This window comes from Erythrobacter sp. JB1-4, assembly GCF_057365025.1.
Genome location: NZ_CP200292.1, coordinates 787,264 through 811,480 on the forward strand (window position 1 = coordinate 787,264; position 24,217 = coordinate 811,480).

Annotated in this window: 28 protein-coding genes and 1 tRNA gene; 7 read left to right on the plus strand and 22 right to left on the minus strand. The window is 55.8% G+C overall.

The window, feature by feature from the left end; all coding sequences use genetic code 11:
- Nucleotides 1-37: 37 nt before the first annotated feature.
- From prfH to AC0V61_RS03615, 15 genes are all read right to left on the minus strand, one after another.
- Nucleotides 38-658 (minus strand): peptide chain release factor H, encoded by a 621-nt coding sequence (gene prfH / locus AC0V61_RS03545; protein ID WP_486155901.1) that lies wholly within the window; start codon nucleotides 656-658, stop codon nucleotides 38-40.
- Nucleotides 655-1,758: an RNA ligase RtcB family protein gene (locus AC0V61_RS03550; RefSeq protein WP_486155902.1), complete on the minus strand. Its 1,104-nt coding sequence runs from the start codon at nucleotides 1,756-1,758 to the stop codon at nucleotides 655-657. Before AC0V61_RS03550 ends, prfH begins: the two co-directional genes overlap by 4 nt.
- On the minus strand, nucleotides 1,755-2,507 hold the full coding sequence (locus AC0V61_RS03555; RefSeq protein ID WP_486155903.1) for a hypothetical protein: 753 nt from the start codon (nucleotides 2,505-2,507) through the stop codon (nucleotides 1,755-1,757). The genes AC0V61_RS03550 and AC0V61_RS03555 overlap by 4 nt, the downstream gene beginning before the upstream one ends.
- Nucleotides 2,508-2,973: 466 nt before the next feature.
- On the minus strand, nucleotides 2,974-3,327 hold the full coding sequence (locus tag AC0V61_RS03560; RefSeq protein WP_486155904.1) for a thermonuclease family protein: 354 nt from the start codon (nucleotides 3,325-3,327) through the stop codon (nucleotides 2,974-2,976).
- Between the two features lie 457 nt (nucleotides 3,328-3,784).
- Complete coding sequence (locus AC0V61_RS03565) at nucleotides 3,785-4,426, minus strand: hypothetical protein (protein WP_486155905.1); 642 nt, start codon at nucleotides 4,424-4,426, stop codon at nucleotides 3,785-3,787.
- Between the two features lie 120 nt (nucleotides 4,427-4,546).
- Nucleotides 4,547-5,008, minus strand: coding sequence for a hypothetical protein (locus AC0V61_RS03570; protein ID WP_486155906.1), 462 nt, complete (start codon nucleotides 5,006-5,008; stop codon nucleotides 4,547-4,549).
- Between the two features lie 4 nt (nucleotides 5,009-5,012).
- A complete protein-coding gene (locus AC0V61_RS03575) occupies nucleotides 5,013-6,134 on the minus strand; it encodes an XRE family transcriptional regulator (RefSeq protein ID WP_486155907.1) in 1,122 nt (373 codons plus the stop codon).
- Between the two features lie 9 nt (nucleotides 6,135-6,143).
- Nucleotides 6,144-6,419 carry a type II toxin-antitoxin system RelE/ParE family toxin gene (locus AC0V61_RS03580; RefSeq protein ID WP_486155908.1) on the minus strand — a complete coding sequence of 92 codons (276 nt, stop codon included), beginning with the start codon at nucleotides 6,417-6,419 and terminating at the stop codon, nucleotides 6,144-6,146.
- 76 nt (nucleotides 6,420-6,495) lie between these two features.
- Nucleotides 6,496-7,224 carry a hypothetical protein gene (locus AC0V61_RS03585; RefSeq protein ID WP_486155909.1) on the minus strand — a complete coding sequence of 243 codons (729 nt, stop codon included), beginning with the start codon at nucleotides 7,222-7,224 and terminating at the stop codon, nucleotides 6,496-6,498.
- Nucleotides 7,225-7,298: 74 nt separating this feature from the next.
- Nucleotides 7,299-7,508 (minus strand): PC4/YdbC family ssDNA-binding protein, encoded by a 210-nt coding sequence (locus tag AC0V61_RS03590; RefSeq protein WP_486155910.1) that lies wholly within the window; start codon nucleotides 7,506-7,508, stop codon nucleotides 7,299-7,301.
- Between the two features lie 37 nt (nucleotides 7,509-7,545).
- Nucleotides 7,546-7,929, minus strand: a complete 384-nt coding sequence (locus AC0V61_RS03595) for a hypothetical protein (protein WP_486155911.1) — start codon at nucleotides 7,927-7,929, stop codon at nucleotides 7,546-7,548.
- The gene (locus AC0V61_RS03600; RefSeq protein ID WP_486155912.1) at nucleotides 7,929-8,120 is read right to left on the minus strand and encodes a helix-turn-helix domain-containing protein; all 192 of its coding nucleotides are present in this window, start codon (nucleotides 8,118-8,120) and stop codon (nucleotides 7,929-7,931) included. The genes AC0V61_RS03595 and AC0V61_RS03600 overlap by 1 nt, the downstream gene beginning before the upstream one ends.
- 109 nt (nucleotides 8,121-8,229) lie before the next feature.
- Nucleotides 8,230-8,760, minus strand: coding sequence for a hypothetical protein (locus AC0V61_RS03605; protein WP_486155913.1), 531 nt, complete (start codon nucleotides 8,758-8,760; stop codon nucleotides 8,230-8,232).
- A gap of 37 nt (nucleotides 8,761-8,797) precedes the next feature.
- Nucleotides 8,798-9,973: a tyrosine-type recombinase/integrase gene (locus tag AC0V61_RS03610; protein WP_486155914.1), complete on the minus strand. Its 1,176-nt coding sequence runs from the start codon at nucleotides 9,971-9,973 to the stop codon at nucleotides 8,798-8,800.
- Between the two features lie 143 nt (nucleotides 9,974-10,116).
- Nucleotides 10,117-10,206: transfer RNA gene (locus AC0V61_RS03615), tRNA-Ser, on the minus strand.
- A 199-nt stretch (nucleotides 10,207-10,405) separates the two neighbouring features.
- On the opposite strand from AC0V61_RS03615, the gene hspQ reads away from it, so the two are divergent.
- On the plus strand, nucleotides 10,406-10,786 hold the full coding sequence (gene hspQ / locus AC0V61_RS03620; protein ID WP_486155915.1) for a heat shock protein HspQ: 381 nt from the start codon (nucleotides 10,406-10,408) through the stop codon (nucleotides 10,784-10,786).
- A 7-nt stretch (nucleotides 10,787-10,793) separates the two neighbouring features.
- Here the strand turns inward: hspQ and AC0V61_RS03625 are convergent, their stop codons facing one another.
- The gene (locus tag AC0V61_RS03625; protein WP_486155916.1) at nucleotides 10,794-11,681 is read right to left on the minus strand and encodes an ABC transporter permease; all 888 of its coding nucleotides are present in this window, start codon (nucleotides 11,679-11,681) and stop codon (nucleotides 10,794-10,796) included.
- A 77-nt stretch (nucleotides 11,682-11,758) separates the two neighbouring features.
- On the opposite strand from AC0V61_RS03625, the gene AC0V61_RS03630 reads away from it, so the two are divergent.
- From AC0V61_RS03630 to ahpF, 5 genes are all read left to right on the plus strand, one after another.
- Nucleotides 11,759-12,439 carry a GcrA family cell cycle regulator gene (locus AC0V61_RS03630; RefSeq protein WP_486155917.1) on the plus strand — a complete coding sequence of 227 codons (681 nt, stop codon included), beginning with the start codon at nucleotides 11,759-11,761 and terminating at the stop codon, nucleotides 12,437-12,439.
- 119 nt (nucleotides 12,440-12,558) lie between these two features.
- Entirely contained in the window at nucleotides 12,559-13,086 is a 528-nt protein-coding gene (locus AC0V61_RS03635; protein WP_486155918.1) for a DUF1993 family protein, read from the plus strand.
- Nucleotides 13,087-13,110: 24 nt separating this feature from the next.
- Nucleotides 13,111-14,037: a DUF481 domain-containing protein gene (locus tag AC0V61_RS03640; RefSeq protein ID WP_486155919.1), complete on the plus strand. Its 927-nt coding sequence runs from the start codon at nucleotides 13,111-13,113 to the stop codon at nucleotides 14,035-14,037.
- A 201-nt stretch (nucleotides 14,038-14,238) separates the two neighbouring features.
- On the plus strand, nucleotides 14,239-14,805 hold the full coding sequence (gene ahpC, locus AC0V61_RS03645) for an alkyl hydroperoxide reductase subunit C (protein ID WP_486155920.1): 567 nt from the start codon (nucleotides 14,239-14,241) through the stop codon (nucleotides 14,803-14,805).
- Nucleotides 14,806-14,987: 182 nt separating this feature from the next.
- Entirely contained in the window at nucleotides 14,988-16,577 is a 1,590-nt protein-coding gene (gene ahpF, locus AC0V61_RS03650) for an alkyl hydroperoxide reductase subunit F (RefSeq protein WP_486155921.1), read from the plus strand.
- 11 nt (nucleotides 16,578-16,588) lie between these two features.
- Here ahpF and AC0V61_RS03655 read toward each other — a convergent pair whose 3' ends face one another.
- The 6 genes from AC0V61_RS03655 to AC0V61_RS03680 all read right to left on the minus strand — a co-directional run bounded on the left by AC0V61_RS03655 (nucleotide 16,589) and on the right by AC0V61_RS03680 (nucleotide 22,409).
- A complete protein-coding gene (locus tag AC0V61_RS03655; RefSeq protein ID WP_486155922.1) occupies nucleotides 16,589-17,275 on the minus strand; it encodes a spermine/spermidine synthase domain-containing protein in 687 nt (228 codons plus the stop codon).
- A 269-nt stretch (nucleotides 17,276-17,544) separates the two neighbouring features.
- Nucleotides 17,545-19,839 (minus strand): polyribonucleotide nucleotidyltransferase, encoded by a 2,295-nt coding sequence (pnp, locus tag AC0V61_RS03660; protein ID WP_486155923.1) that lies wholly within the window; start codon nucleotides 19,837-19,839, stop codon nucleotides 17,545-17,547.
- A gap of 223 nt (nucleotides 19,840-20,062) precedes the next feature.
- Entirely contained in the window at nucleotides 20,063-20,332 is a 270-nt protein-coding gene (gene rpsO / locus AC0V61_RS03665) for a 30S ribosomal protein S15 (protein WP_298308532.1), read from the minus strand.
- An 11-nt stretch (nucleotides 20,333-20,343) separates the two neighbouring features.
- On the minus strand, nucleotides 20,344-21,264 hold the full coding sequence (gene truB, locus AC0V61_RS03670) for a tRNA pseudouridine(55) synthase TruB (protein WP_486155924.1): 921 nt from the start codon (nucleotides 21,262-21,264) through the stop codon (nucleotides 20,344-20,346).
- The gene (locus tag AC0V61_RS03675) at nucleotides 21,257-21,796 is read right to left on the minus strand and encodes a GNAT family N-acetyltransferase (protein WP_486155925.1); all 540 of its coding nucleotides are present in this window, start codon (nucleotides 21,794-21,796) and stop codon (nucleotides 21,257-21,259) included. Before AC0V61_RS03675 ends, truB begins: the two co-directional genes overlap by 8 nt.
- 19 nt (nucleotides 21,797-21,815) lie before the next feature.
- Nucleotides 21,816-22,409 carry a thymidine kinase gene (locus AC0V61_RS03680; RefSeq protein ID WP_486155926.1) on the minus strand — a complete coding sequence of 198 codons (594 nt, stop codon included), beginning with the start codon at nucleotides 22,407-22,409 and terminating at the stop codon, nucleotides 21,816-21,818.
- Between the two features lie 132 nt (nucleotides 22,410-22,541).
- On the opposite strand from AC0V61_RS03680, the gene AC0V61_RS03685 reads away from it, so the two are divergent.
- Complete coding sequence (locus AC0V61_RS03685) at nucleotides 22,542-24,179, plus strand: AbgT family transporter (protein ID WP_486155927.1); 1,638 nt, start codon at nucleotides 22,542-22,544, stop codon at nucleotides 24,177-24,179.
- The last annotated feature ends 38 nt before the right edge of the window (nucleotides 24,180-24,217 follow it).

Here is a 24,217-nt window from a genome sequence, read left to right on the forward strand (position 1 = left end):
TTGGCGCGCAAGGGCCGAACTTTTTGAGCACGCATCCCTATTTCTTAAGCTTGAACTTCTCACCTTCATAGCAGCGCACCTCATTGCCCCGCTCTAAACTTTGATTTTGTTGCCAGATATCGTTTTTGGAATGGGCATCATTTTCTTGCCTTTCAGCCTCAAACAGCATTGCGAGTTTCAGCAGCGCAATTTTCTTATTGGCGAATTGCGAACGCTGATCCTGCGAGACAACGGATTTCCCGCTGGGCTTATGCGTTGCTCTAACGGCGCTGTCAGTTTTGTTGACGTGCTGACCACCCGGTCCCGAGGCTCGAATGGCTTGGTATTCGATATCCTCTTGTCTCAGATCAGCTATCTCATCAGCAGTGGGGGCGACGCTGACCCCCACATACCAATTCTTGCGCTTATGTCGTGGGCGAAAAGGGCTGCTCCCGATCCACCGAATGGTGCCCAATCGCTCTGAAACAAAGCGCTCACACGCATCACCTGAGACCGACAAAAGCAAGGATGCCGCCACCTCGGCGCTTGGTTCAAGCAATTTGCATCGCAAGCCGCCACGCCGTGCCTCATTAGCAAAGATCCGCGCCAATTGAACGACCACCCACTGACATTCCTTGGGCCCTTTACCCGCTGAAATATGGAGAACAACCTCGGTCATTTGCGCCTCGTCTTGTAAGTTATGACGGGACGCAGCACAGCGATGACTGAGAGCAAATCCGCCTGTCCAAGGTCCCAAATAACGCTCTCAATATCCTTATAGGCTTGCGGTGCTTCCTCGAAGATCAGCTGATTGTCTTCACAAAGAACTCTGCCGCCAAGGCTTGTCCTTTCAAGCTCGCCCGCACCAATTTTGCGTCCCAACTTTGCCTTCGCACTGCTTCGCGGCCACTTACGGCCTGCCCCATGAGCAAGCGAATGCAGCGCCCGCTCAGCGTTTTCCAGCTTTGGCATAACCAGATAAGTCATGGCGCCTCGGGAACCGGGGATTACGATAGGCCCCCTGTCGGCAGGTGCCGCACCTTTGCGGTGCAACCAGCCGCCTTGATGCGGCGTCAAACTGTTGTGAAAAATGTCGAGCTTCAGTTCACCGTTCGCTCCAATTTTGTTCAAAAAACGCTCTGCAATGATATCCCGGTTGAGCTTTGCCCAGACCATCGCCTCATCGTGGCTTTTGAGGTAATCCACAAATGCTTGGCCCGGCACACTCAAACCTTGCGCATTAAACCGCCGAGTGTGTTCTTCTTGGATAGCATGGCCGAGCCCTCTCGAACCGCTATGAACAAGCAGGAAGAGGGAAGAGCGATCAAGGCCCATTTGGTTGAATGCCTGTTGATCGATAACGGTTTCAATGCGTTGGAATTCGGCAAAATGATTGCCACCGCCAATCGTGCCGAGCGCTTCGCCGACAAGATTGCGGGGTAAATCAACCCGTTCAAGCGCGGTGAACTGATCTCCAGCCCATGGCTCATCCAAGCCAGTGAGCTTTTTTACCGCCTTGTCCAGCTTGAACTTGGCTGCACTGATATCGGTTTGCCACAAGGCCATACCGCATCCGATATCATTGCCGATCAGATGCGGATGGACGTGCGTCTTGGACCAAAAGGCAGCGCCAATGGGTATCCCTCGTCCCGCATGCAGATCAGGTAAGCCAACAGCGCGCTCAATGCCCTCCAGCTGTGCGGTTCGGTGCAGTTGATCAATCGCAGTCTGCTCGATCCAGCTGCTGGATGAGGCGATGACTTGAACGTTATCGGTCATGCCACGCCTCCTTCCAAATTGCTCTGCAAATTGGAAAGCCCGTGTTGCTTTAATGCCTTGCGCGAAAGCTGAGTGAACCCCAACACAGCCCAGCGGCCATGCGTTTCCCAACGCTTTTCCAATATCTCGAACCGCAGCTGCGCCTCTGAGCAATCAGGATCACGATCAAGTTTGCAGCAGAACCAAAGACCGTTCCGCCTGATCAAACAGCAAGTTGCTGAAAGCTGACGGAAATCATCGAATGGTCCTTGGGGATAGATGCACAGATTTCGGACGAAAGAACGACGCCTTGGCAGGCCGAGCTTTTGGCGAAGGTCACTTGTCTCTTTTATAATACCATCAAAAGGATCGACATAAAGATCAGGCCACCATTGATCTATCGACCTGACACCGCCCCACCTTTGGCGGCCAAGCCAGGTTCCGTCTTTGCCAATTGAAATGCGTACAACAATGAACTCCTCAATGTGTTCGCGCACATGCATCTTGACGGTGCTGGCCGTGTCGAGATGTTCGCAGATTTCGCTAAAGACATCATTCCACGACCGGCCCCGCTGCTTTTGCAAATAGCGTTTGAGCGGGGCAAGATTCTCGTTGAGGCTTTTTGTGTACGGCGCCGCTTCAAGAGCGTGCCTTTTGTGACCTATGAGTTTGCGATCAAAGTTCGGATCCTTTTTGAGTTTTACAGCCGAAGCATGACGAGACGCCCAGCGAGGTCGCTCGACGATAACTTTAAACATATCTGTGCGCATGGGCGATCTCCCTGCTCTTGTGTGAGGGGAAAGCCAGCAGCAGATGAAAACGAGTAGAAAGTGCTGTCGGTGTATCCGTACAGCCAAAAACAGTTAGGTGAGCGCACCCAACTTGGATCGAATTGCCCATGACAATTGTTCCTGAATATCAATTTTTAGAGAAGTGATTGCATCGTGATGCTGTGTGTTTTGCATGGTGCATTCCCTTCTTTGATATTGAACAATTGCTGTTGGGCACGGCTGTTATGATACGGAAACCCGGAAATCAAGTATCAATTGAAACTTGTATGATCGAGCAATGCTGGAGGTTTTCGAGAAAATTGGCGGAGAGACAGTCCGCTTTGACTTTTAGGCAATCGATTGATTTAATTTGATTGTTTTCAAGTCGAGTGGGACTCCCCCACATATATCCCCACACCGGATGGCAGTCAGGGCATATTTTGCTCACTTAGCGTGATGGTACGACCTAGCACCAGCCCCTTCTATTTCCCCATTTGCGGGCAAGCCCTTCATTCACCAGCCGCGCGCCAAGCGAATATCCCGAACGCGACACAACCGCTATCGTTCGCCCGTACCGATCCGTCCCGCGCGTCTCCAACTGAAACGGGCCAGCGTTAAGCAATTGAGCGAACCGCGCTGTCGAGACCTCAGCACGTCTTTTTTCCGCCGCGCATCGCGGGCTGCTAACCTCTGGTGCGTCAATATCCGCCACCCGATACTTTACTCGATCTAGCCAAAACGTGTCACCATCCACAACGCAGGTAACGCGCCTGCCAGCCCCGCAAATTGGAAAATGCTTGCCAGTGACATCCCCGGCCATCGCCAAACTTGTTGCTATCGCTAATGTCAGCAAATTCGCCTCCTAATTGCGCCGCTCAGAGCGATAAGCGGGCGATGCGAGCCCATCGGCAAGCTCAGCACCCGGAAACGCTCGCACAAATGCCGTGGCGGCCTCAGCGTCTCGAAAATAGAAAGCCGCCGTGCTGCACGCAAATCCTGGTTGATTGTGGCAGGCATGATCTAAGGCCCCCACGTTCTCATTCAACCAAGAGTGCATATCGTCCAATAGCGCACCCAATCCCCCGGCTGGAACGCGCACCTTAACCCTTACCGGGAAAGCCAAATCATCTCGCTTTGCTTGTCGAATCGAATGTCTAGACACGGCTGGAACAATACAGGAACGAATGCGAACGGCAACAGCCTCGCGCACGCGCGCGGGCGAAAAACTGGATTAGCAATGAAACGAGAGATTGCCCCCGGTTTCCGGCCGCAAAGCCCTAGAGATTGCGCCACCCCTCCTCTAGCTTTCCACTGAGCCGCGCCATGGTGGCACTCATCTCAAGCGCGCAAAGCTCATCTAGGCGCAAGTATTCTTCAAAGTGCCTGTCATAGGTGCGCTGCCACATACCCGTTGGCTTTCTCGGAAAATTGCCCCAGCCCTGCTCGCACCCTAGTTTCTTTTGGAGCCGAAAGAGCTTTTCAAAGGGCCTATCTCGCGCCGCGTCTCTTTGTGATTGATAGCCCAGCCGCCAAGCCTTGCGAGAGGCGAACCGATCACCGCCGGGTGGCAGATAAAGCTTGCCCACGCGGACACCCCGATAAGGGCAAATCATCCACCAGCGCTTACCGCCATAGTTCGGCTGGGTGAAGGTCAATGCAATTGTCTGATTGACGTGCTCAGCATCATCGCCTTTGCCGCGTGTGTAAGTGAGTTTTAGCCGTTCACTTCCCGGCTCGTGCATCAAAGCATGATAGCCAATCGATCCGCTTGGGGAGCCATTGCAAGACCAGCTAAGCGTGCCAGCTTGCGAGGTTTCATCCTTTGCGAGACCCCGGCGCAACATCCACGCCAAATCGATCCGCAAGCAATGCTCAGCAATTGGCCTTCCACCGTATCGTCCAGAACCGTATCCGCCCATGCTTACAACCTAGGAATCGGCTGCAGTCAGCGCCAGATATTTTCCTAAATCATCAGCGGATTTGCGGATTTTGAAAGCTGGCGAACCAACTTCTGTTCGCCAGCACACAAATTAACCAAACTACGCCGCTGCAGCTTCGAGTTCCGCCAAATCCATTGTGAAATCGAAAACCACTTGGATCGGCTCTTCTAAATCTCGCGCGTCATTGTAACTATCGACGTCTGTCTTGAGCTGACGGCAATCTCCGACAATTCCCCTTCTCCGTTGCTGAAAAGACATTTGCATGTGCTTTCGAGGTGCAGTCCGAATATCGTCCCAAAGAACGAGCTGGCCACCATTTTGGGTGACTGTCGCCGGGTGCAACAACCGGACCCTACGCCCCTTAGGGTCAGTCATAAACTCTTCGCGCATCGCCGTCGCTAGGTCGTCCGCGCATCGCCTCACTACTGCTGACTCGGGCAACTCCCAACGTCCATTCACAATAGCCCATGTGGCTATGGCCCGCGTTGAGCTTGGCCAAGGCTCGCCAGACTCGCGATACTCGTCAACAATCTTCTGCATCTGCTTGTTGTAGGTAGCCATTATCTTATTCCTCGATTGAAAACTCCACGCCGTAACCATCAGTCAAAGCGGTATCGATCAGCATTTCTCGCACTCTTGATTGAAATTTCTTGAACTTCTTGGGGTCGTTTATCTTGTTTTGTAGCTGACCTGCTACAATCCCCGGATGACGCTTGAGAAGCTTGCTAAAACCTAGGAAATTCTGCGTGTAATACATTGGATGATGGCGAGCTACAAAACCTGCGAGCTTATCCTGTGGGACGCAAAACTCTGCGGCAGCAGCATTCGCAAGTATCTCGCATTGTTCTTCGCTTTCGGTCGAAAAATCGAAATCGTCAGCGATTGGCATTTCTTTGCCGTCCCCGTTTAAGACATGCTCGATTTCATGGCGCAAATTGAACCAAAACCTATCAATGTAGTCCCACTTCAAACTCAAGCCGATGACAGGTGACTTGTCCTCATCGATCCAGAAGCAAACGCCATGAATATCTGATCCAGGAATGGGTTCGACAATGATGAAACGAACGCCGCAATCTGCCAGAATCCTCGGCACATGGCGCACCCCTTCAGGTTCGAGCATCAAACTTTCCAAATCGGACAGAGCCGCCCTAAGTTTAGCCTCAGAGTATGCCTGAACCTGAAAAGCCTCCGCGAGCTGACAGACCCTAAAAATCCACGCCCACTGCAAAGTGGTGTAAATATCTTCAGGCAAACGACGTCGTGCAGCGTGGCGAAACTGAATATCATCATTGACTGCTTCAACGTCGAAAAATTGAAGAACATTGCGCTCGAGACTGTCAAAGTCCGAAGCACCCTCAACCCAGCCGCGCTTCACCATCTGTCTAACCGGAAAACGCCGCTTCAGTGCCGCTTCACGAGCAATCTTTTCGCCAACAGGCGGAACACGAGATAGCTGATATGCGCTCTCGAGATTCAACCAATATTGCGCGCTTGTATCCAACGCAGCCGCGAGTTCGCGCGATGTTTCAGGCGTCACCGACCTCTTTGCCAAAATAATCTCATTCACCACCCGCGCAGGGCGGCCGATGATTTCTGCAAACTCGGTTTGTGACCACCCACGAGCGTCAAGGGCGTCTCTCAAATACTCTCCCGGCGGAAAAACCTCTGCGGGGCTGATAGTGTCCATGTTCATTCCCTAGTGGTAGTCTTCAATAGCCTTGACCCGAACAAGCGGGTCGCAGATTTCAATCACAAGCCGCCATTGCTTGTTAAGTCGGATCGAATGCTCATGCTTTCGCGAACCTTTGAGTTTTTCCGTCCTCAAGCCGCCATTGTATAAATCGCGAGAATCCACAGCAGCGCGTATCGCGCCCATTGCCTTGCGAAATCCTTTGACAATATCTGGGGCAAAACCGGCAGTGAATTTTCGCTCGACTTCCAAGCGCTCCAGTTTTGAATCGTCGAACTCCACATTCACGCAACTCTTCCTCTATGTGCCGCCTTCGGTTAACATAAGCACGCTATACCGACAAGTGTAATAATAGCAATCACAATGAGAGATTTTGACTCCATCCGCACCGCTTACCGATAATCGCACCGCCTTCGCCAGACCGCGACAATCCCAACCGCAAGCCGGTTTCGCTCGTTCCTGCTTTCAGGAAATAGCGCACCACATTTGCCGCAGTCACGCGCGCGCGGTCTCCACTACTTTCCTCTACTTTAGTGAGCCGCCCGCCGATCACCGTCACCTTACTAACCCCAGCGCGGTAAGTGCCCCCAGCCGCCACTATCCAGCGCCGTGTGCGGTTTCTTAGGCTCATACCGGCTGGCAGGTGCATCAGGATATGGACGTGCTCGCCTTTGCCGCTCGCCCGCTCTCTCACCCAAATCACATAGGCATCGCCGCCCTCGCGCCGCGCTTGTTTCTTCACAAGGTCAATCAGCTTGCCAACAAATCGTGCCCCGTCCTTGGCTTCGATCCCTGCCAGCCCATAGTGAACCGTCCAATGGCGTTGGAATATGCGCCCGCTCTCAAAGGCATTGCGCGCCGCTCGCATCAGCTTTTCAACCTGTGCATCGCTCAAGTGATAGCTCACCCTATCGGCGCGGTTGCGGGCACCGCCCCATGTGCCTTTGGGAGCCTCATTCGGCTGGGCAAGGTCGCAACTAAGAGTAGGACTATAGTTTGCAACGCCCGTGCCAGTTTTGAGCGGTTGCCCGATTTCCGCCGTTATTAAACCGCTTTCAAGCGGACAAGGTGAGGCTGAATTGGCCATCGCGGTGAAGTTTCAAGATTGGCAAACGGGACGCGACAATCCGGCTGGATCGAAGCGCCCCGCTCGCTCTAGCTCTAAGAGCCGTTTTCAGGCCCTTGGAGAGCCTTTGCCTTGGCGTAGGCGGTAAGAGCGCTGGCAAGGCCCTCTACGGACTCCACGGGCAGCGTCACGCCCTTTGCCGTTGCTTTGTCGCCATGCTGGCCAGCCCAAAGGCGAAGCTCAAAGAACGTGCTCCCTTTGTATTCGCGTTCGCCAGCGACAAGCCGCCCATCATGCTTTTCCAATTCCCACACGGGGGAGAGGTGAAACCGGGAAGCTCGCTCATTGCGCGCCTCGCGTGTTTTCCGCCTGTATTATCAGGCAACCCGCCGTTGCGAGACGATAGCGCGCGTGGCGAAATTCACCTTCCCTTTCCGTAGTGATTGAAAGCCCATCATCACGCATTGCTTGGATCGTGCCAGCCAGCCGCGTGTGCCAAGGGTATGTGTCATATTGCGTTACCCCATTGGGCGCATTGGCTAGCATAGAGAGCACGCGGGCGCGCTTTCCACGATAAGCCCAGATATTGCCCTCTTGAGAGTGAAAGCGGACAATCGGCTTGCTAGAGCGAGCGTCATGGGCGATACGGGGATAGTCGAATGCTTCCACGCGTTTCGGCTGGCCTTTGGACGTTGCCGCGTCCGGGGCCTTTTTCTTGTCTGCCATCAGGCCGCCTCCCCTTCATAATTGGGGAGCGCTTCCGCCCATGCGATTGCATCAGCGCGCGCAATGCGTGTTGCCGATCCAAACTTGCGAATTTTCAAACGTCCGGCATTCACCTCCCGATAGAAAGAGGTTTTGCCGATAGAGAAGCGGTCGCAAAACTCCGAAACCCTAAGTAGTTCGGGAAAGTCCATCTAGATTGTTCCTTTGCAGCAATGCACGGAAATCCGCCGTGCCGGACCCGGCGAATGCCGTGGTGCCGCTAGGAATAAAGAGGGCGAAAACTCAAAAAACCGGGGGTTTTTAGTTTTTGTCCGCCTTCACATACAGGCCAGCAATTTTGTCCAGTGTCTCGCTATCCAATCCCGGTGCACTCATGCCCTCGATTAGCCATTCGGTAGTGCTCCAATGATATGAGCGTTTCCGATTGTTCCAGAGCGAACGACATTGCTTCCAATCGCACTCACCCCCTTGCCTCACAATTCTTTTGGCGACTTGTCGAAACGATAACTCACGATTTTGCTTTCCCTTATCTTGGACTAGCTGCACGCCGATAAGGGTATGAATCCACATCGTGCGTCGTTGTTCGTGCGTATTGGCTACTGGCCTTCCAGAACGCTCAATTGGTTTAATCCGTGGGTGATGCGCCGCCCCTTGGTGGTCTAGAAACATCTCAGACACTTCCTGCATTATCTGAGAAAATTCATCGCCCAATTCGAGAATCATCCGCCCCCCGGCCTTCCCTTCCGCGTACGTCGATTCCATAGCAAGCCACATAAAAAACGACTGCCATTTCGAACGCCATTCAGGCTCATCGGCGAGGTAGGCACGCATAGCCTCCTCTGCGTCTTTTTTAGTCAATCTGGGCATACTAACGCGAAATCGCTATCACGTTGTCAGTAGGGGCACCGTCCACAAAACAAGCCCAAGCCGCCATCAGCTCGCGCCTCTTTTCCAGCAAGGTTGTCCGCTTGTAAGCCGCGACCGTTTTCTCGCTCACCGTGTGCGCCAATGCCATCTCGGCAACCGCGTCTGGGAAATTCGTTTGCTCGGCAACCCAATCGCGAAATGTGCTTCTAAAGCCGTGTGGCGTTTCATCGCGCCCCATATCGCGCATCGCTTTGGTTAGCGTCATATCGCTGAGAGGCTTGCCCCGGCGCTGCCCCGGAAAGACTAAATCCGTATCACCGCGCTTGTGCTGCTTCATTCGCTCAAAAAGCGAAACCACTTCCGGCGATAGTGGCACCACATGCTCTCGCCCCGCCTTCATTCGCTCGGCTGGAATTGTCCATTGCGCGCCTTCTAGGTCTAGCTCGCTCCACTGCGCCAAGCGCACCTCCCCCGAACGCGCCGCCGTAAGGATAACCGCCTCAAGTGCCAGCCGCCCCAAGCTCTCTTTCTGGCGTAAATTACGCATAAATAGGGGAAGCTCAGCATAGGGCACCGCCTTATGGTGCTTTGGCTGGACCCGCTGCTTTGGAAGTGCCTTGTCGATCACTGGCAATGCCAAGCCGTTCTCGCGATAGCCCTTGGCAACCGCCCAATCGATCACCGTGTTTATGCGTTGCCTAAGCCGCCGCGCGGTTTCTGGCTTTTCCAGCCATATCGCCGCCAATGCGTCCCGAACGTCCGCTGCGTCCACACTGGAAACCGAACGATTGCCAAAAGCGGGAAAAGCGTAAGTCTCAAGCGTGTTTATCCATTGCTGGGCGTGCTTGGGATTCTTCCAGCTTGCCTTGTGCTCATCATGAACCTTTTTTGCGGCCTCCGAAAATACAGGAATGCCAGCCGCCTTTTGCCGTTCGGCAACGGGGTCAATTCCCGCTTCTATCTGAGAGCGTACTTCCGCCGCCCGCTCGCGCGCCAATTTGAGCGGAACCTTTTTTGCACTCCCAATCCCAATATCGCGCCGCCGCCCATCTTTTTGAACGCGAACAATCCAGCTTTTTCCGCCGCGTTTGCCGATAAGCAGGAAAAGACCATCGCCGTCGCTATAGCTTCCCGGCGTTTTCACTGCTTTCACTGATGTTGCTGTAAGCTTGCCCATTGGCAAATACCCCCACATTTCTCCCCACACTATAGGGCGGGCGCGCAGGAACCGCAAGGTCCGCGTCGGAACCGGTTAGGCCGCGCAACCCTTAGATTTCAGGGGTTTTCGTGAAAAGCAGCGAACGGCTGGAAAGGGGTGAGTGGCGGAGAGACAGGGATTCGAACCCTGGGTACTCGTGAGAGCACAACGGTTTTCGAGACCGCCCCGTTCGACCACTCCGGCATCTCTCCGCGTTCTTTGTGTCCCACGCTTTGCTGCTTGAGCGCCCTCGCGGTCAAAGGGCACGCTGCATGGTCACAACAGGCGGGCCGGTTACCCTAGCCTTTGCCGCTTGCCAAGAGTTCAGATGCAACAAAATGCGGGCATATCTGGCACAGCCCTATCCCAAGACCTTGTGTTGCGCGCACGAAGCTCCATATTCTCCACCACATGGAGCGCTCTAATTTCTTTTCGAACCAAGCGGGCCGGACCATCAACGCCCCGCGCCAGACCCGCAGCCGCTTTGGTATAGGAGAGGTGGTACGCCACCGCCTATTCGATTTCCGCGGTGTGGTCTTTGACGTCGATCCCGTCTTTGCCAACAGCGAGGAATGGTATGAGGCCATCCCCGAAGATATGCGCCCGCCGCGTGACCAGCCGTTCTACCACCTTCTCGCTGAGAATGAGGAATCGAGCTATGTCGCTTATGTGAGCCAAGGCAATCTGATCAGCGATGCAACTGGTGGTCCCGTGGATCACCCCACCGTTCCGCAGCTGTTTGAGCAATTCAAAGACGGTCGCTATCGCATGCGCCGCGCACTTACGCACTGATATCTAATCAGCTTTTCAAACGCCAACCTGAACGCAGAACCGCGTAGACCGCGGCTGCGATGACGGCATTGAGCAGAGCAATTGCGATTGCAGCAAAGAACACATCGTTGCTTGTCCCGATATCGCTTTTCCCAAGAAAGCCGTATCGGAAACCAGAAATTACATAGAAGAACGGATTGGCTCTGCTGACCGCCTGAAAAGCCGGCGCAAGATTGTCGATCACGTAAAATGTACCTGACAAAAGCGATAGCGGGGCGACAACAAAATTGCTTATTGCAGCGTTGTGATCAAATTTCTCAGCCCAGATTGAAGTTGCAAGGCCAATCAACCCAAGCAGCACCGCCCCCATCAGGCCAAACCAAATGACCGCCCAAGCGTGCTCAATGCCGATGGTTACACCCGGCCAAAGCAGCATAGCAATCGCAACCGCTCCGCCAACCATGATCGCGCGTGTGACAGCGGCACCTACGATGGCCGCCATAAGCTCTCCGGGAGAAAGCGGGGGCATAAGATAATCGATGATCGTGCCTTGGATCTTGCCACCAAGCAGAGAAAAAGAGGAGTTAGCAAATGCATTTTGCATCATGCCCATGACAATAAGTCCGGGGGCAACAAAACTTGCAAAGTCTACCCCCAACACCTCGCGCCCGCCTCGGCCCAAAGCAACGCTGAAAATCACCAGAAACAGCAGCGTAGTGACCGCAGGTGCCCAGATCGTCTGGGTCTGGACCTTGAGAAACCGTCGCACCTCCTTCATATAGAGGGCGAACATCCCAACACGGTTGATTCCGGCTATGATCGGTTCACCGCGAGGGGGAAACCGGGTGCTCCCGGCTGTATGGTCTTTTTGGGGAGCCGCTACGCTACCTTGTGTGGCTGAAAGGTCTCTTTCCATGGGATTTGCGCCTAAGGCCTCTGGTGTCTTGTGACAAGCTGCCTATTTAGGCTCTGACTGCTATAAGTGGATGAAATATGAGTTGGACTGACGAGCGGATCGAAACGCTCAAAAAGATGTGGGAAGGCGGTTCCACCGCAAGCCAGATTGCCGAAGAGCTGGGCGGAGTGAGCCGCAATGCCGTAATCGGCAAAGCGCACCGTCTTGGGCTGAAATCGCGGCCGTCCCCTGTTAAATCCGGCGATAAGAAGAAAAAGGCGGCTGCCAAGAAGCCCGCCTCCAAGGCAGCGCCGCCCAAGAAAGCAGCGCCAAAGCCAGCGGCAAAAGCGGCAAGCACGCCTGCCCCGGCACCTGCTCCAACAGCGCAGCAACCCAATGCGCCGATCAACAGTCAACCTGTGCCCAATCCGACACCTGATCTACCTAAGATTGTGTCAGTTGGCCCCGGCGGTTTCTTGCGCCAAGGCCCAGGCGACCAACAAGCGCCGATCCCGCCTGCCCCGCCGCGCCGCCTTGTGCCGGCAAAGCCTGATCCATCTATCAAAGACAAGACCAGTATCCTGGACCTGTCCGACAAGGTCTGCCGCTGGCCTATGGGCCATCCGGGTGAGCCGGATTTCCATTTCTGCGGTACGCCTGTGAACCCGGGCTTTCCATACTGTGTCGAACACTGCGGACGCGCCTATCAGGCACAGCTTCCGCGCGGTGCCCGCAGACCCCCGCCGCCCCTTCCATTTGGCGGGCCACGGGTACGTTAAGGGCGCATGCGCTAAAAATCGCGTACTGATAGACCTTTTAAAGGCCCGGTCGCTTTCACAGCAGCCGGGCCTTTCCATTTGATCCTGCGTTCTTTGCGCCAAATTTCTGGGAGGCATCCATGGCCCTTACTCTTCACGAAGCATTCGTACCCAATGCTGTCCAAATCCTTGGCGGCATGCGCACAATTATCGACAATGCGCAAAGCCATTGCCGCGATAATGGCATCGCTGACAGCGAACTTTACAAGGCGACCCTACACGAGACCATGTGGTCCCTGCCCTGGCATGTTCGCGCATGCTGGGTGCATTCAGCCTTTGCGATCAACCTCTACAAGGAGGGATACTTTTCACCCGACTTTACCGAAATTCCTGCCGATTGGGACGCGATGCGCGCCATGGTCGATGACGCTGTCGGCCAGCTTGGCGAGGTGACACCTGAGTATCTCGAAGACATCTCAGACAAGACCATCGGATTTGAACTCGGCGGAAAGCGTCTGCTTGAGATGACCGGGCAGAATTTCCTTCTCGGCTTCAACCAGCACCACTTCTTTTTCCACGCCACCACCTTTTACGACATTTTGCGCCACAAGGGCGTCGCCCTTGGTAAGCGGGACTTCACTGGTGTCCCCAGGGTCATCGGCTCATAATCGGCGCGTAAACAGGAGCTAATCTTGACAAAATCCCCCACCATTACCGCAAGCCTTGCGGCCCTTTTGCTCGCCTCAATGCCCACCGCCGCAATGGCCGAATTGCCAGAGCCTGTGCGCGCGATGATCGAGGCTGCGATTGCCACTGGCGATGAAGCCAAAGTGCGCACTGTCATCGATCTGGCGCGCACCACCAACCCTGATGATGGCGCACAGCTTGATACGATCCTAGCCGGTTTCGAGACAAAGCTTGCCTCCGCCAAGGCACAGGAAGCTGCTGCGAAAGAAGCGGAAATCCGCTCTGCTGGGATCTTTGACAACTGGACAGGCCAAGGGGAGCTTGGTGCATTTATGTCCTCGGGCAACGCCGACAACACCGGTCTGACCACAAGTCTCGCTCTGACTAAGGAAGGCATCAACTGGCGCCACAAACTTGCAGCGCGAGCGGATTATCAAGAGACAGAGGGTGTGACGACCCGCGAGCAGTTTCTTGCTGCCTATGAACTCAACTACAAAATCACCGACCGTCTATACGCATATGGCCTTGCCCAATATGAACGCGACCGCTTTCAGGGCTTTGCAGCACGCTACTCCGCATCAGGTGGCCTTGGCTATGACGTCCTCACAAACGGCCCGACTCTTTCTGTCAAAGCGGGCCCGGCATGGAGACGCACCGAGCTTATTGGTGGGACGAGCACAAGCAGCATAGCAGGCCTTGCCGCTGCCGACTTCGATTGGCAGCTGTCGGATAATATTGCTTTCACACAAGACGCCACAGCCTTTTTGCAAAGCGGGTCGAGCACCTTTGTGTCAGACACCGGCATTCAAGCGTCAATTTCCGACGCTGTATCTGTGCGCCTTTCATACACGGTCGAGCATGACACGGACCCGCCCGCTGGTGCCGTCAAGACCGACACGTTAAGCCGGATCACCGTGATCTACGGCTTCTAAACCTCCGCGGGAAAAGCAAACTTGAATTGGTCAGGCACCCTTGAGGATGTCTAACCTTTTCGTTTGGCACAGGCGTTAGGCGGCAATCGAGTGGCCCGATCATTGTGATCGATTTATTGCACTATATTGCAGTGCAACAAATCCTATCTGTCGTGCGTTCTTTATCCAAACCTCTCCAACTCCCAATCAAAAGGAACGACAATGGGAATTATCGGATCAACCGTTCAACCTTTCAAAGCGACCGCTTTTCAGGCTGGCAAAGACTTTTTCGACGTCACCGAGGCGGACATCGCTGGCAAGTGGGCCGTCTTCTTCTTCTACCCTGCCGACTGGACCTTCGTGTGTCCGACCGAGCTTGAGGACATGGGCGAGAAATACTCCATGCTCCAAGAGATGGGCGTCGAAGTCTACGCGGTATCCACCGACACGCATTTCAGCCACAAGGCATGGCACGACAGCTCCGAGAAAATCGGCAAACTGAACTTCCCATTCCTCGGCGACCAGCTCCACACGCTGTCCAAGCAGTTTGGCGTTCTTCGCGAAGAAATGGGCCTTGCTGACCGTGCGACCTTCGTTGTCGATCCAGACGGCGTCATCCAGATCATGGAAATCACCTGCGAAGGTGTGGGCCGCAACGCCAACGAACTGACCCGTAAGATCAAAGCGGCACAATATGTGCGCGCAAACCCCGGTCAGGTCTGCCCAGCGGCATGGGAAGAAGGTTCCGACACCCTTGCCCCATCGCTCGACCTCGTCGGCAAGATCTAAACACCTTTAGGGCATTTGCGCGCTACTCTCCCCTCCCTTGCAAGCCGCAATGCCCAACCCCGCCTGAGCAATTGCTTAGGTTAAATGGACTGGAAGTGCCTCGCCTCTCTCCCCCTCCCTTTGGCGAGGTGCTTCCAGCCCAACTTTGTTTTTCTTAACACTCCCAACGGACGGACGCCGCCATGCTCGACGCCAATATGCAAGCCCAGCTGAAGCAATATCTCACCAATTTGCGAGAGCCGATTGAGCTCGTCGCATCGCTTGATGAGAGCGAGAAGTCTGCGCAAACGCGCGAGCTTCTGACCGAGATTGCCGACTTGCATGACATGGTGAGCGCGAGCTTTGACGGCACGAATGAGCGCACACCAAGCTTCGTGATCCGCCGCGGAAGCGACGCGACCAAATGGGTGCGTTTTGCTGGCCTTCCGATGGGCCATGAGTTCACCTCGCTTGTCCTCGCGCTGCTGTGGGCAGGCGGTCACCCACCCAAGGTTGACGCCGACCTCATCGAGCAAGCCCGCGCGCTTGAGGGCGATTATGAGTTTGAGATGTTCTTCTCGCTCTCGTGCCACAACTGCCCTGACGTTGTGCAGGCGCTGACCCTGATGGCGCTTGAGAACCCGCATGTGACCGCGACCCTCATCGAAGGCGGCACTTTTCAGGACGAGGTCGAGGAGCGCGGCGTTCTGGCGGTGCCAGCGACCTTCCTCAACGGAGAGAGTTTCTACAACGGCAAGATGGAACTTGCTGAAGTGCTTTCCAAGCTCGACAGCGGCGCGGATGAAAAGGCGGCCGAGAAACTCTCTGCCAAAGACCCGTTTGAAGTCCTCGTCATCGGCGGCGGACCTGCTGGCGTCGCCTCGGCGATTTACACCGCACGCAAGGGCTTTCGCACTGGCATTGCGGCGGAGCGCTTCGGCGGACAGTTGCAAGACACCCTCGGCATCGAGAACCTTCCCGGCACCAGCTACACCGAAGGCCCCAAGCTCTCGGACAACCTCAAGGCCCAAGCGAACGAGAACGCCATCGACCTGATGGACTTGGCGCGCGCCACCGAGCTCAAGCCCGCCGCCGAAGCAGGCGGCATGCACGAGGTCACGCTCGCCAATGGCGCGGTCCTCAAATCGCGCTCGCTCATCCTTTCCACCGGCGCGCGCTGGCGTAACCTCGGCGTTCCGGGCGAAGCGGAATACCGCAACAAGGGCGTCGCCTACTGCCCGCACTGCGACGGCCCGCTGTTCAAAGGCAAGCGCATCGCGGTCATCGGCGGCGGCAACTCCGGCGTTGAGGCCGCGATCGACCTTGCAAAAATCGTGGGCCATGTGACCCTCATCGAATTTGACACCAGGCTTCGCGCTGATGAGGTGCTTCAAGCCAAGCTGCGCTCGCTGCCCAATGTCGAGATCGTCACCAATGGCGAGACGACGGAGATCACGGGTGACGGCTCGCGCTGCAATGGCCTCGTCGTCAAAGACCGGGCGACCGGCGAAGAACGCACCATCGAACTCGAAGGCGTCTTTGTTCAAATCGGCCTCGTGCCCAACACTGAATGGCTTGCAGGAACTGGTCTCAATCTCACCAAATATGGCGAGATCATCGTGGACGAACACGGCGCGACCAATCTCCCCGGCATCTACGCTGGCGGCGATGCTACGATCGTGCCCGACAAGCAGATTGTCGTAGCCATGGGTGAAGGCGCGAAAGCTGGCCTTGGCGCGTTTGACTACCTCATCCGCAATGAGCCGGTCGAAGAGATCGCAAACGCGGCCTAAGGGATCTGCGTCTAACCTGCGCGTTTCTTCCCGAACCAGATCACATGGTGCGCGCCCTTGTTATTCGGACGAGAGCGCACGCTGACTTCTTCAACGTCCAGCCGCGCTTCCTGCATGCGCCGCCTGAACCCGTGGTCAGGAGCCGCTGACCAAACTGAGATCACACCGCCGGGCATCAGGGCATCGCGCGCTTTGCCAAGGCCGGTGCGCGAGTAGATGCGGTTGTTGTCGGCCCTCACCATGCCATCAGGGCCATTGTCGACATCGAGCAGAATCGCATCGAACTTTGCACAAGTGCCGTCGTTTGCATCGTCAATAAGCGCGGCTACATCGCAGATTTTGAGATCAAGGCGCGGGTCCTTGAGGCAATCGCCGGTAAGCTCCACCATAGGGCCCTTAGCCCACTCCACGATCTTCTCGCTGATCTCTGCAACGACAACCTCAGCATTTTCAGGCAACCTCGCCAAAGCCGCGCGCATAGTGAAGCCCATGCCGTAACCGCCAATCAGGATGCGCGGGGCCGGCTTGTCCAAACGGTCAAGCGTCATTTCCGCCAGCTGCTCTTCAGAGAACCGCATGCGCGTACTCATCAGCTCATTGTAGCCAAGCACGATCATGAAATCGCGCCCGTGCTGGAAGAGCTCGAGCACTTCGCCATCGGGTATCTCGGCGGTGTCGATCAGTTCACGTTTGAGCACTTATGCGTAGTCCTTTTAAGTCCAACACTACATGTGTTTAGTTTCAATGCCTTAACCTAAGTTTGGCACACTTGGCACACTGTTCAGGGGCGAAAAACCTCTTGGTGCGAAACTCGCTTCGCTGGAGGGGCAATCTGGCAAGGTTTGGCGTTTCGATCATCGCACGGCCATAGACGATTTATCCAGAGTAGGAAATTGACGTCCACCCAAAACAAAACCCCGCCAAGATTGCTCTTAGCGGGGCTTCGTATGTCATTTGCGAGGGACGATTAATCCTTCAGGAAGTCTGGCATCGACGCTGGACCGTCATTGCCGCCCTTGTCGCCGCCGCCGCCATCACGGCGACCGCCACGGTCTCCGCCACGGCTGCGATTGCCACGTGGGCCACGGCGGTCACCGCCGCGACCACCGCCGCCTTCACGCTTCTCGCGTGGTGGGCGTGTGTCTTCCAGCTCTTCGCCGGTTTCCTGGTCAACGACGCGCATCGACAAACGGACTTTGCCGCGGTTGTCGATTTCAAGGACTTTGACCTTCACCTCTTGGCCTTCTGAGACCACGTCGGTTGGCTTTTCGACGCGCTCGTTCTTCATTTCGGAGACGTGGACGAGACCGTCCTTGCCACCCATGAAGTTCACAAAAGCGCCAAAGTCGACGATGTTGACGACCTTGCCGTTGTAGATTTTGCCGACTTCGGCTTCTTCCACGATGCCTTCGATCCACTTTTTCGCGGCTTCGATTTCATCAGCGTTCGAAGACGAGATTTTGATCGTGCCCTCATCGTCGATGTCGACCTTCGCGCCGGTTTCAGCGACGATCTCACGGATCACCTTGCCGCCTGTACCGATGACGTCGCGGATCTTCGATTTGTCGATCTGCATAGTTTCGATGCGCGGTGCGTGCTTGGAAACTTCGGTGCGAGAACCGGTGAGAGCTTTCGCCATTTCACCAAGGATGTGCGCGCGGCCAGCTTTCGCCTGCTCAAGCGCTTTTTCCATGATTTCTTTGGTGATGCCAGCAACCTTGATGTCCATCTGGAGCGAGGTGATGCCCTCTTCAGAACCGGCCACTTTGAAGTCCATATCGCCAAGGTGATCTTCGTCACCAAGGATGTCTGAGAGAACTGCAAAGTCATCGCCTTCAAGGATAAGGCCCATGGCAATACCCGATACCGGACGTGCCAGTGGAACACCTGCATCCATCATCGACAATGCGCCGCCGCAAACGGTGGCCATCGAAGACGAGCCGTTGGACTCGGTGATGTCTGACAGAACCCGGATGGTGTAAGGGAAGTCCTCAACCGTTGGCAGAACCGGGCGAAGCGCGCGGTATGCGAGCTTACCGTGGCCAACTTCGCGGCGACCGGTAAAGCCAAAGCGACCCACTTCGCCGACCGAATAGGGCGGGAAGTTATAGTGCAGCATGAAGTTGGTGTAGGAGAGGCCCTCGAGCCCGTCGATCATTTGCTCGGAATCTTTGGTGCCAAGCGTGGTGGTGCAGATCGCCTGCGTTTCACCGCGCGTGAACAGAGCCGAACCGTGGGTGCGTGGAAGCAGGCCAACCATCGCCTCAATCGGGCGAACCTGATCGAGGGTGCGACCATCGATACGGGTGCCGTCCTTGATGATTGAACCGCGAACGATCTCGCTCTCAAGCTTTTTAACAAGCTTAAGCGTGCCGAGATATTCCGCCGGGTCGCTTTCCGCGAGGTCAGCGAACGCTTCGCGCGCTTTTTCGCGGGCTGCGTTTACCGCATCCTGACGCTCAGACTTGTTGGTGAGCTTGTAAGCGGCTTCGAGATCAGCACCAATGGCAGCGCGCAGCTTGTCCATCTTGGCGGTTTTGTCTTCGACCGGATCGAGGTCCCATGGGTCCTTGGCGGCTTGTTCAGCCAGATCGATGATCGCGCCGATGACCTTGCGGCTTTCTTCGTGCGCGAACATCACAGCGCCGAGCATTACCTCTTCGCTGAGTTCTTTGGCTTCCGATTCCACCATCATCACAGCGTCTTGCGTAGCGGCCACGACGAGGTCGAGATTGCCATCTTCGCCAAGCGCTTCGTCAACCTTAGGGTTGAGGATGTATTCGCCATCATTGCTGTAACCAACGCGCGCGGCACCGATTGGGCCCATGAAAGGAACGCCCGAAATGGTGAGCGCGGCAGAGGCTGCGATCATGGCAACAATATCTGGCTCGGTTTCGCCGTCATATGACAGGACCTGACAGATTACGTTGATTTCGTTATAGAAGCCTTCTGGGAAGAGCGGGCGCACCGGACGGTCGATAAGACGGCTGGTGAGCGTCTCTTTATCCGTCGCGCGGCCTTCGCGCTTAAGGAAGCCACCCGGAATACGGCCAGCTGCAGAGAATTTTTCTTGGTAGTGTACGGTCAGCGGGAAGAAGTCTTGGCCTTCCTTGACTGACTTGGCGGCGGTCACGGCGCATAGCACCACGGTTTCGCCATAAGTGGCCAGAACGGCGCCGTCTGCTTGACGGGCAATACGGCCTGTTTCCAGAGTGAGGGTCTTTCCGCCCCACTCCAGCGATACGGTTTTCGTGTCGAACATTGATTTTCCTTTATGACCCGCGCCGCCTTATTGCGCGCACGGGGCCTACAGTTGCCGAGAAATTGCCGCTCGGCGCGGCGTATGGGGCTTTTGAAACATGTGCCCCAAGGCTAGGCTGCCGAATTGCGAACCTTTGCCCCTATCTGTTTCGTGATCTCCTGCGAAAGCAGGAACTCACGCTCAATAGCAAAACGGCCCCCGAGTGGGAGCCGCCTCACTAAAATTATTTCCGAAGACCCAGTTTTTGGATCAGCGCGTTGTAACGCTCCACATCTTTCTTCTTGAGGTAGGCAAGAAGATTGCGGCGCTTGTTCACCATCATCAGGAGACCACGACGTGAGTGGTTGTCCTTGTGGTTGGCTTTGAAGTGCTCGGTGAGGTTGCGGATACGCTCGGTCAGGATCGCGACTTGCACTTCTGGCGAACCGGTGTCGCCTTTGGCTTGCGCGTTGTCCTTGATGATTTCTGTTTTGCGTTCAGGTGCTACTGACATATTTATTCTTTCTACTCAGCGACATCGGGTAGGTTGAAACCCCTGACCACTTTCGCGGTCCCCTCCTTGATTTCCACTAGTGCGATGGGACGTGCATCCAGCATCGCACAGTGAAGCCCAGGTGGTTGGGGCAATCCAGACACGACCCGCCCTTGTTGGAGCGCCTGCGCGTTAGTCTGGGTGAGGGAAAGGGCCGGGATGTCGTCCAGCCCTGCCTCTAACGGCAGGAGTAGGTCATTTAGTTGCGCGCCATTAGCGATTTCGTTCAACTTGTCCAGTGAAATCGCGGCCGCTTCAAGAAACGGACCTGCTTTTATTCGACGCAAATAGGTGACGTGTCCGCAGGTTCCAAGAGCATGGGCAATATCGCGGGCGAGCGAACGGATGTAGGTGCCTTTGGAGACGTGGGCCGTTAGGGTCACATCCTCCCCGCCTTCGCCTCCCGAAATGGTGAGCGAATGGATGGTCACAGCGCGAGTCTTCAATTCCACCTTCTCCCCTGCCCGCGCCAGATCATAGGCCCGCTTCCCGTCCACTTTGAGCGCAGAATAGGCAGGCGGCACTTGTTCGATGGGTCCCGTGAACTGAGGCAGCACCGCTTCAATTGCAGCCAGACCAGGCCGCACATCAGAGCGTTCCACTACCTCACCCTCGGTATCGAGCGTCGCGGTTTCTTGCCCGAACTGCACCGTAAACTCATAAATCTTGCTTGCATCCAGCATCCGCCCTGCAAGCTTCGTCGCCTCACCCAAGGCGATTGGCAAAACCCCTTCGGCCAGAGGATCAAGCGTCCCCCCATGGCCGACCTTGGTCTTGGCATAGCCGCCTTGTCGCAAGTTCCGCTTCACCGCCGCAACAGCTTGTGTTGAGCCAAGCCCGCGCGGTTTGTCGAGGATTATCCAGCCGTGCGGTGGAGGCTTTAGCTCAGCCATCCCATTCATCCTTCAAGAGCCCAAACACCGCCGTATCGCGCCGATATCCGGTCCAAGTCACCATGTTGGCTCGCAGGGTTCCCTCATGTTTCGCGCCAAGCTTCGCGATGGCCGCCATGGAGCGTTTGTTGCGACTGTCTGCGCGAAGCTCCACTTTGTGAAACCCGCAGGCGAACGCGTGTTCGATCAGCAGCTTCTTCATCGTTCGATTGAAAGGCCCTCCGCGCATCTCGGGCGTGATGTAGGTCGCGCCAATCTCGACCACGCCAAATCCGGTCGGCCTGATATAACTCGTGGTCCCGACAAGCCTTTCTGTGCGTGTATCGAATACTGCAAAGTTCACCCAACCCGATGATCGCCACAACGCCAAGGCATCATCAAAACCATCTCCGCCAAGGTTGACCGGATAAATCCCCCAGATTTCCTGATCCAAGCGGCATGCCTCTCGCAGCGGCTCGATATGCTCATCGCCAAGCGGCAGCAGCCGAACGGGTGCTTGCTCAAGGATGGCCGATAGCTTGTGTGTACTCATTTGCCCTGCTCAACTGGCGCTAACCAAGCGCGGCCTGCTCACCGCGCAAGGCTGCGCTAAAATGCTTGCGGCACAGCGCAACATAACGGTCATTGCCGCCGATTTCGGTCTGCTCACCCTCGCGCACTGGATTGCCAGAGCCATCGACCCGCAGGTTCATCGAAGCCTTGCGCCCGCACCAGCACACCGCCTTCATCTCAACCAGCGCGTCCGCAATGCCCAAAAGCACAGCAGAACCAGGAAACAGCTCCCCCTGAAAGTCGGTGCGAAGGCCATAGCAAAGCACAGGAATGCCGTGTTCATCTGCAAGGGCGGCCAATTCCCAGACCTGGGCTTGCGTCAAAAACTGCGCCTCATCCACCATCACGCAATCGAGCGGGGTTTCACCATGGTGCTCAAGGATACGTGCCTTGAGGTCGGTCTCAGGCGTATAAAGATGCGCGTCTGCTTCAAGCCCGATACGGCTGCGCACCTGCCCTTGTGAGCGCGTATCCAGCTTTGCGGTCCACACCATGGTCGCCTGACCACGCTCGCGGTAATTGAAGTCGGCTTGTAGAAGCGAGGAACTCTTACCTGCGTTCATACTGGCATAATAGAAATAGAGCTTGGCCATGCAAAGACGCCTAATCCCAGCGCGCTGATCACGCTAGAGCCTGCCTGTTGATTAATCCCCCTGACAGCACGCATCAGCAATGCTAGCAGTTTGCCAAATCGGGTTAGAACCAAACAACGCAGGATCAGACATATGGCTTCGTCCGCCGACGCGACCAATCAACCACAGGGCATGACCGGTATTCTTGGCTGGGTGGAACGGTCTGGCAATAAACTGCCTGATCCGGTGTTCTTGTTCTTCTATTTGATCATCGCTCTGATGGCGATTTCTGTCATCGCCGATCTTTCAGGCCTTTCAGCCGTTCACCCCACCAAACTGGATGAAGCGGGCGATCCTAAAATTGAAACTGCAGTGAGCCTGCTCTCGCCTGAAAACATCCAGCGGCTCTGGGTCGAGATGCCCAAGACCTTCACGCACTTCCACCCGTTGGGATATGTCCTTGTAGTGATGCTGGGAGCTGGCGTAGCTGAACGTTCCGGCTTCTTTGCCGCTGGCATGTCAAGCGCGGTGCGAAGTGCGCCCAAAGCTTTGCTCACGCCGGTCGTGGCTCTGGTTGCGATGATCGGCAACCACGCAGCCGATGCCGGTTATGTTGTGCTGATCCCGCTGGCTGGCATTCTGTTTGCAGCAGCAGGCCGTCACCCGCTTGCCGGCATTGCCGCTGCGTTTGCCGGCGTTTCTGGCGGCTTCTCGGCCAATATATCCCCCGGACAACTCGATGCGCTGCTTTTCGGCATCACCGAGGAAGCTGTCGCTGCAAGCGGCCTTGACGCCAGCTGGAGCGCCAACCTTGCAGGCAATTGGTATTTTATCGCAGCAATGACATTCCTGTTCCTGCCGATCATTTGGTACGTGACAGACAAAATTATCGAACCCAAGCTTGGTCCATGGACTGGTGGTGCATCCCTCGGGGCAAGTGACACGGACAGCGCGCTTGAGGAGGTTTCGCCCGAGAACGCCGGACGCGGACTTCGTAACGCAGGGCTCGCAGCGCTAGGCGTCGTGGTTCTTTGGGCCATCATGGTATTTGCCCCCGGAACGCCTTTGATCAACGAAGCCGCCTGCTTGAATGAGGCAGGTCAGCGCATTCCAGATTGCTCGATCCATGGGGAACTACGCCCATTTTATCAGTCCTTGGTGGCGGCGTTTTTTGTTCTCTTCCTCGCTTGCGGCTGGGCTTACGGCCGGGCCGTTGGCACAATCAAAAATCACCGCGATTTGGTCGCGATGATGACAGAGGCAATGAAGGACATGGGTTACTACCTCGTCCTTGCCTTTGCCGCTGCGCACTTTGTCGCAATGTTCGCGTGGTCGAACCTTGGCCTTATCACAGCGGTCCACGGTGCAGATGCGATCAAGGCGACCGGTCTGCCCCTTCCGATTGTTCTTGGTCTCATGGTGATCTTTGCAGGGATCCTAAACCTGTTTGTAGGATCGGCGAGCGCCAAATGGGCTCTGCTCGCGCCCATCCTTGTGCCGATGCTTATGCTGCTTGGGATCAGCCCTGAAGGGGCAACGGCGGCTTATCGTGTGGGTGACAGTGCAACCAACATCATCACCCCGCTGATGGTGTACTTCCCGCTGATCCTGATCTTTGCACAGCGCTGGGTGCCCAGTTTTGGTCTGGGAAGCCTTACTGCAATTATGCTCCCTTATTCGGTCTGGCTGTTGATTTCAGGGACCGTGCTCATCGTCATCTGGTTCTACCTGGGCATACCGCTTGGACCGGATGCGCCCGTGGGATATTCGCTTCCCTTGGCAAGTGGATGAAACCTTTTTGGCGCTTTGGGGGTACTAAGGGGTAAGGA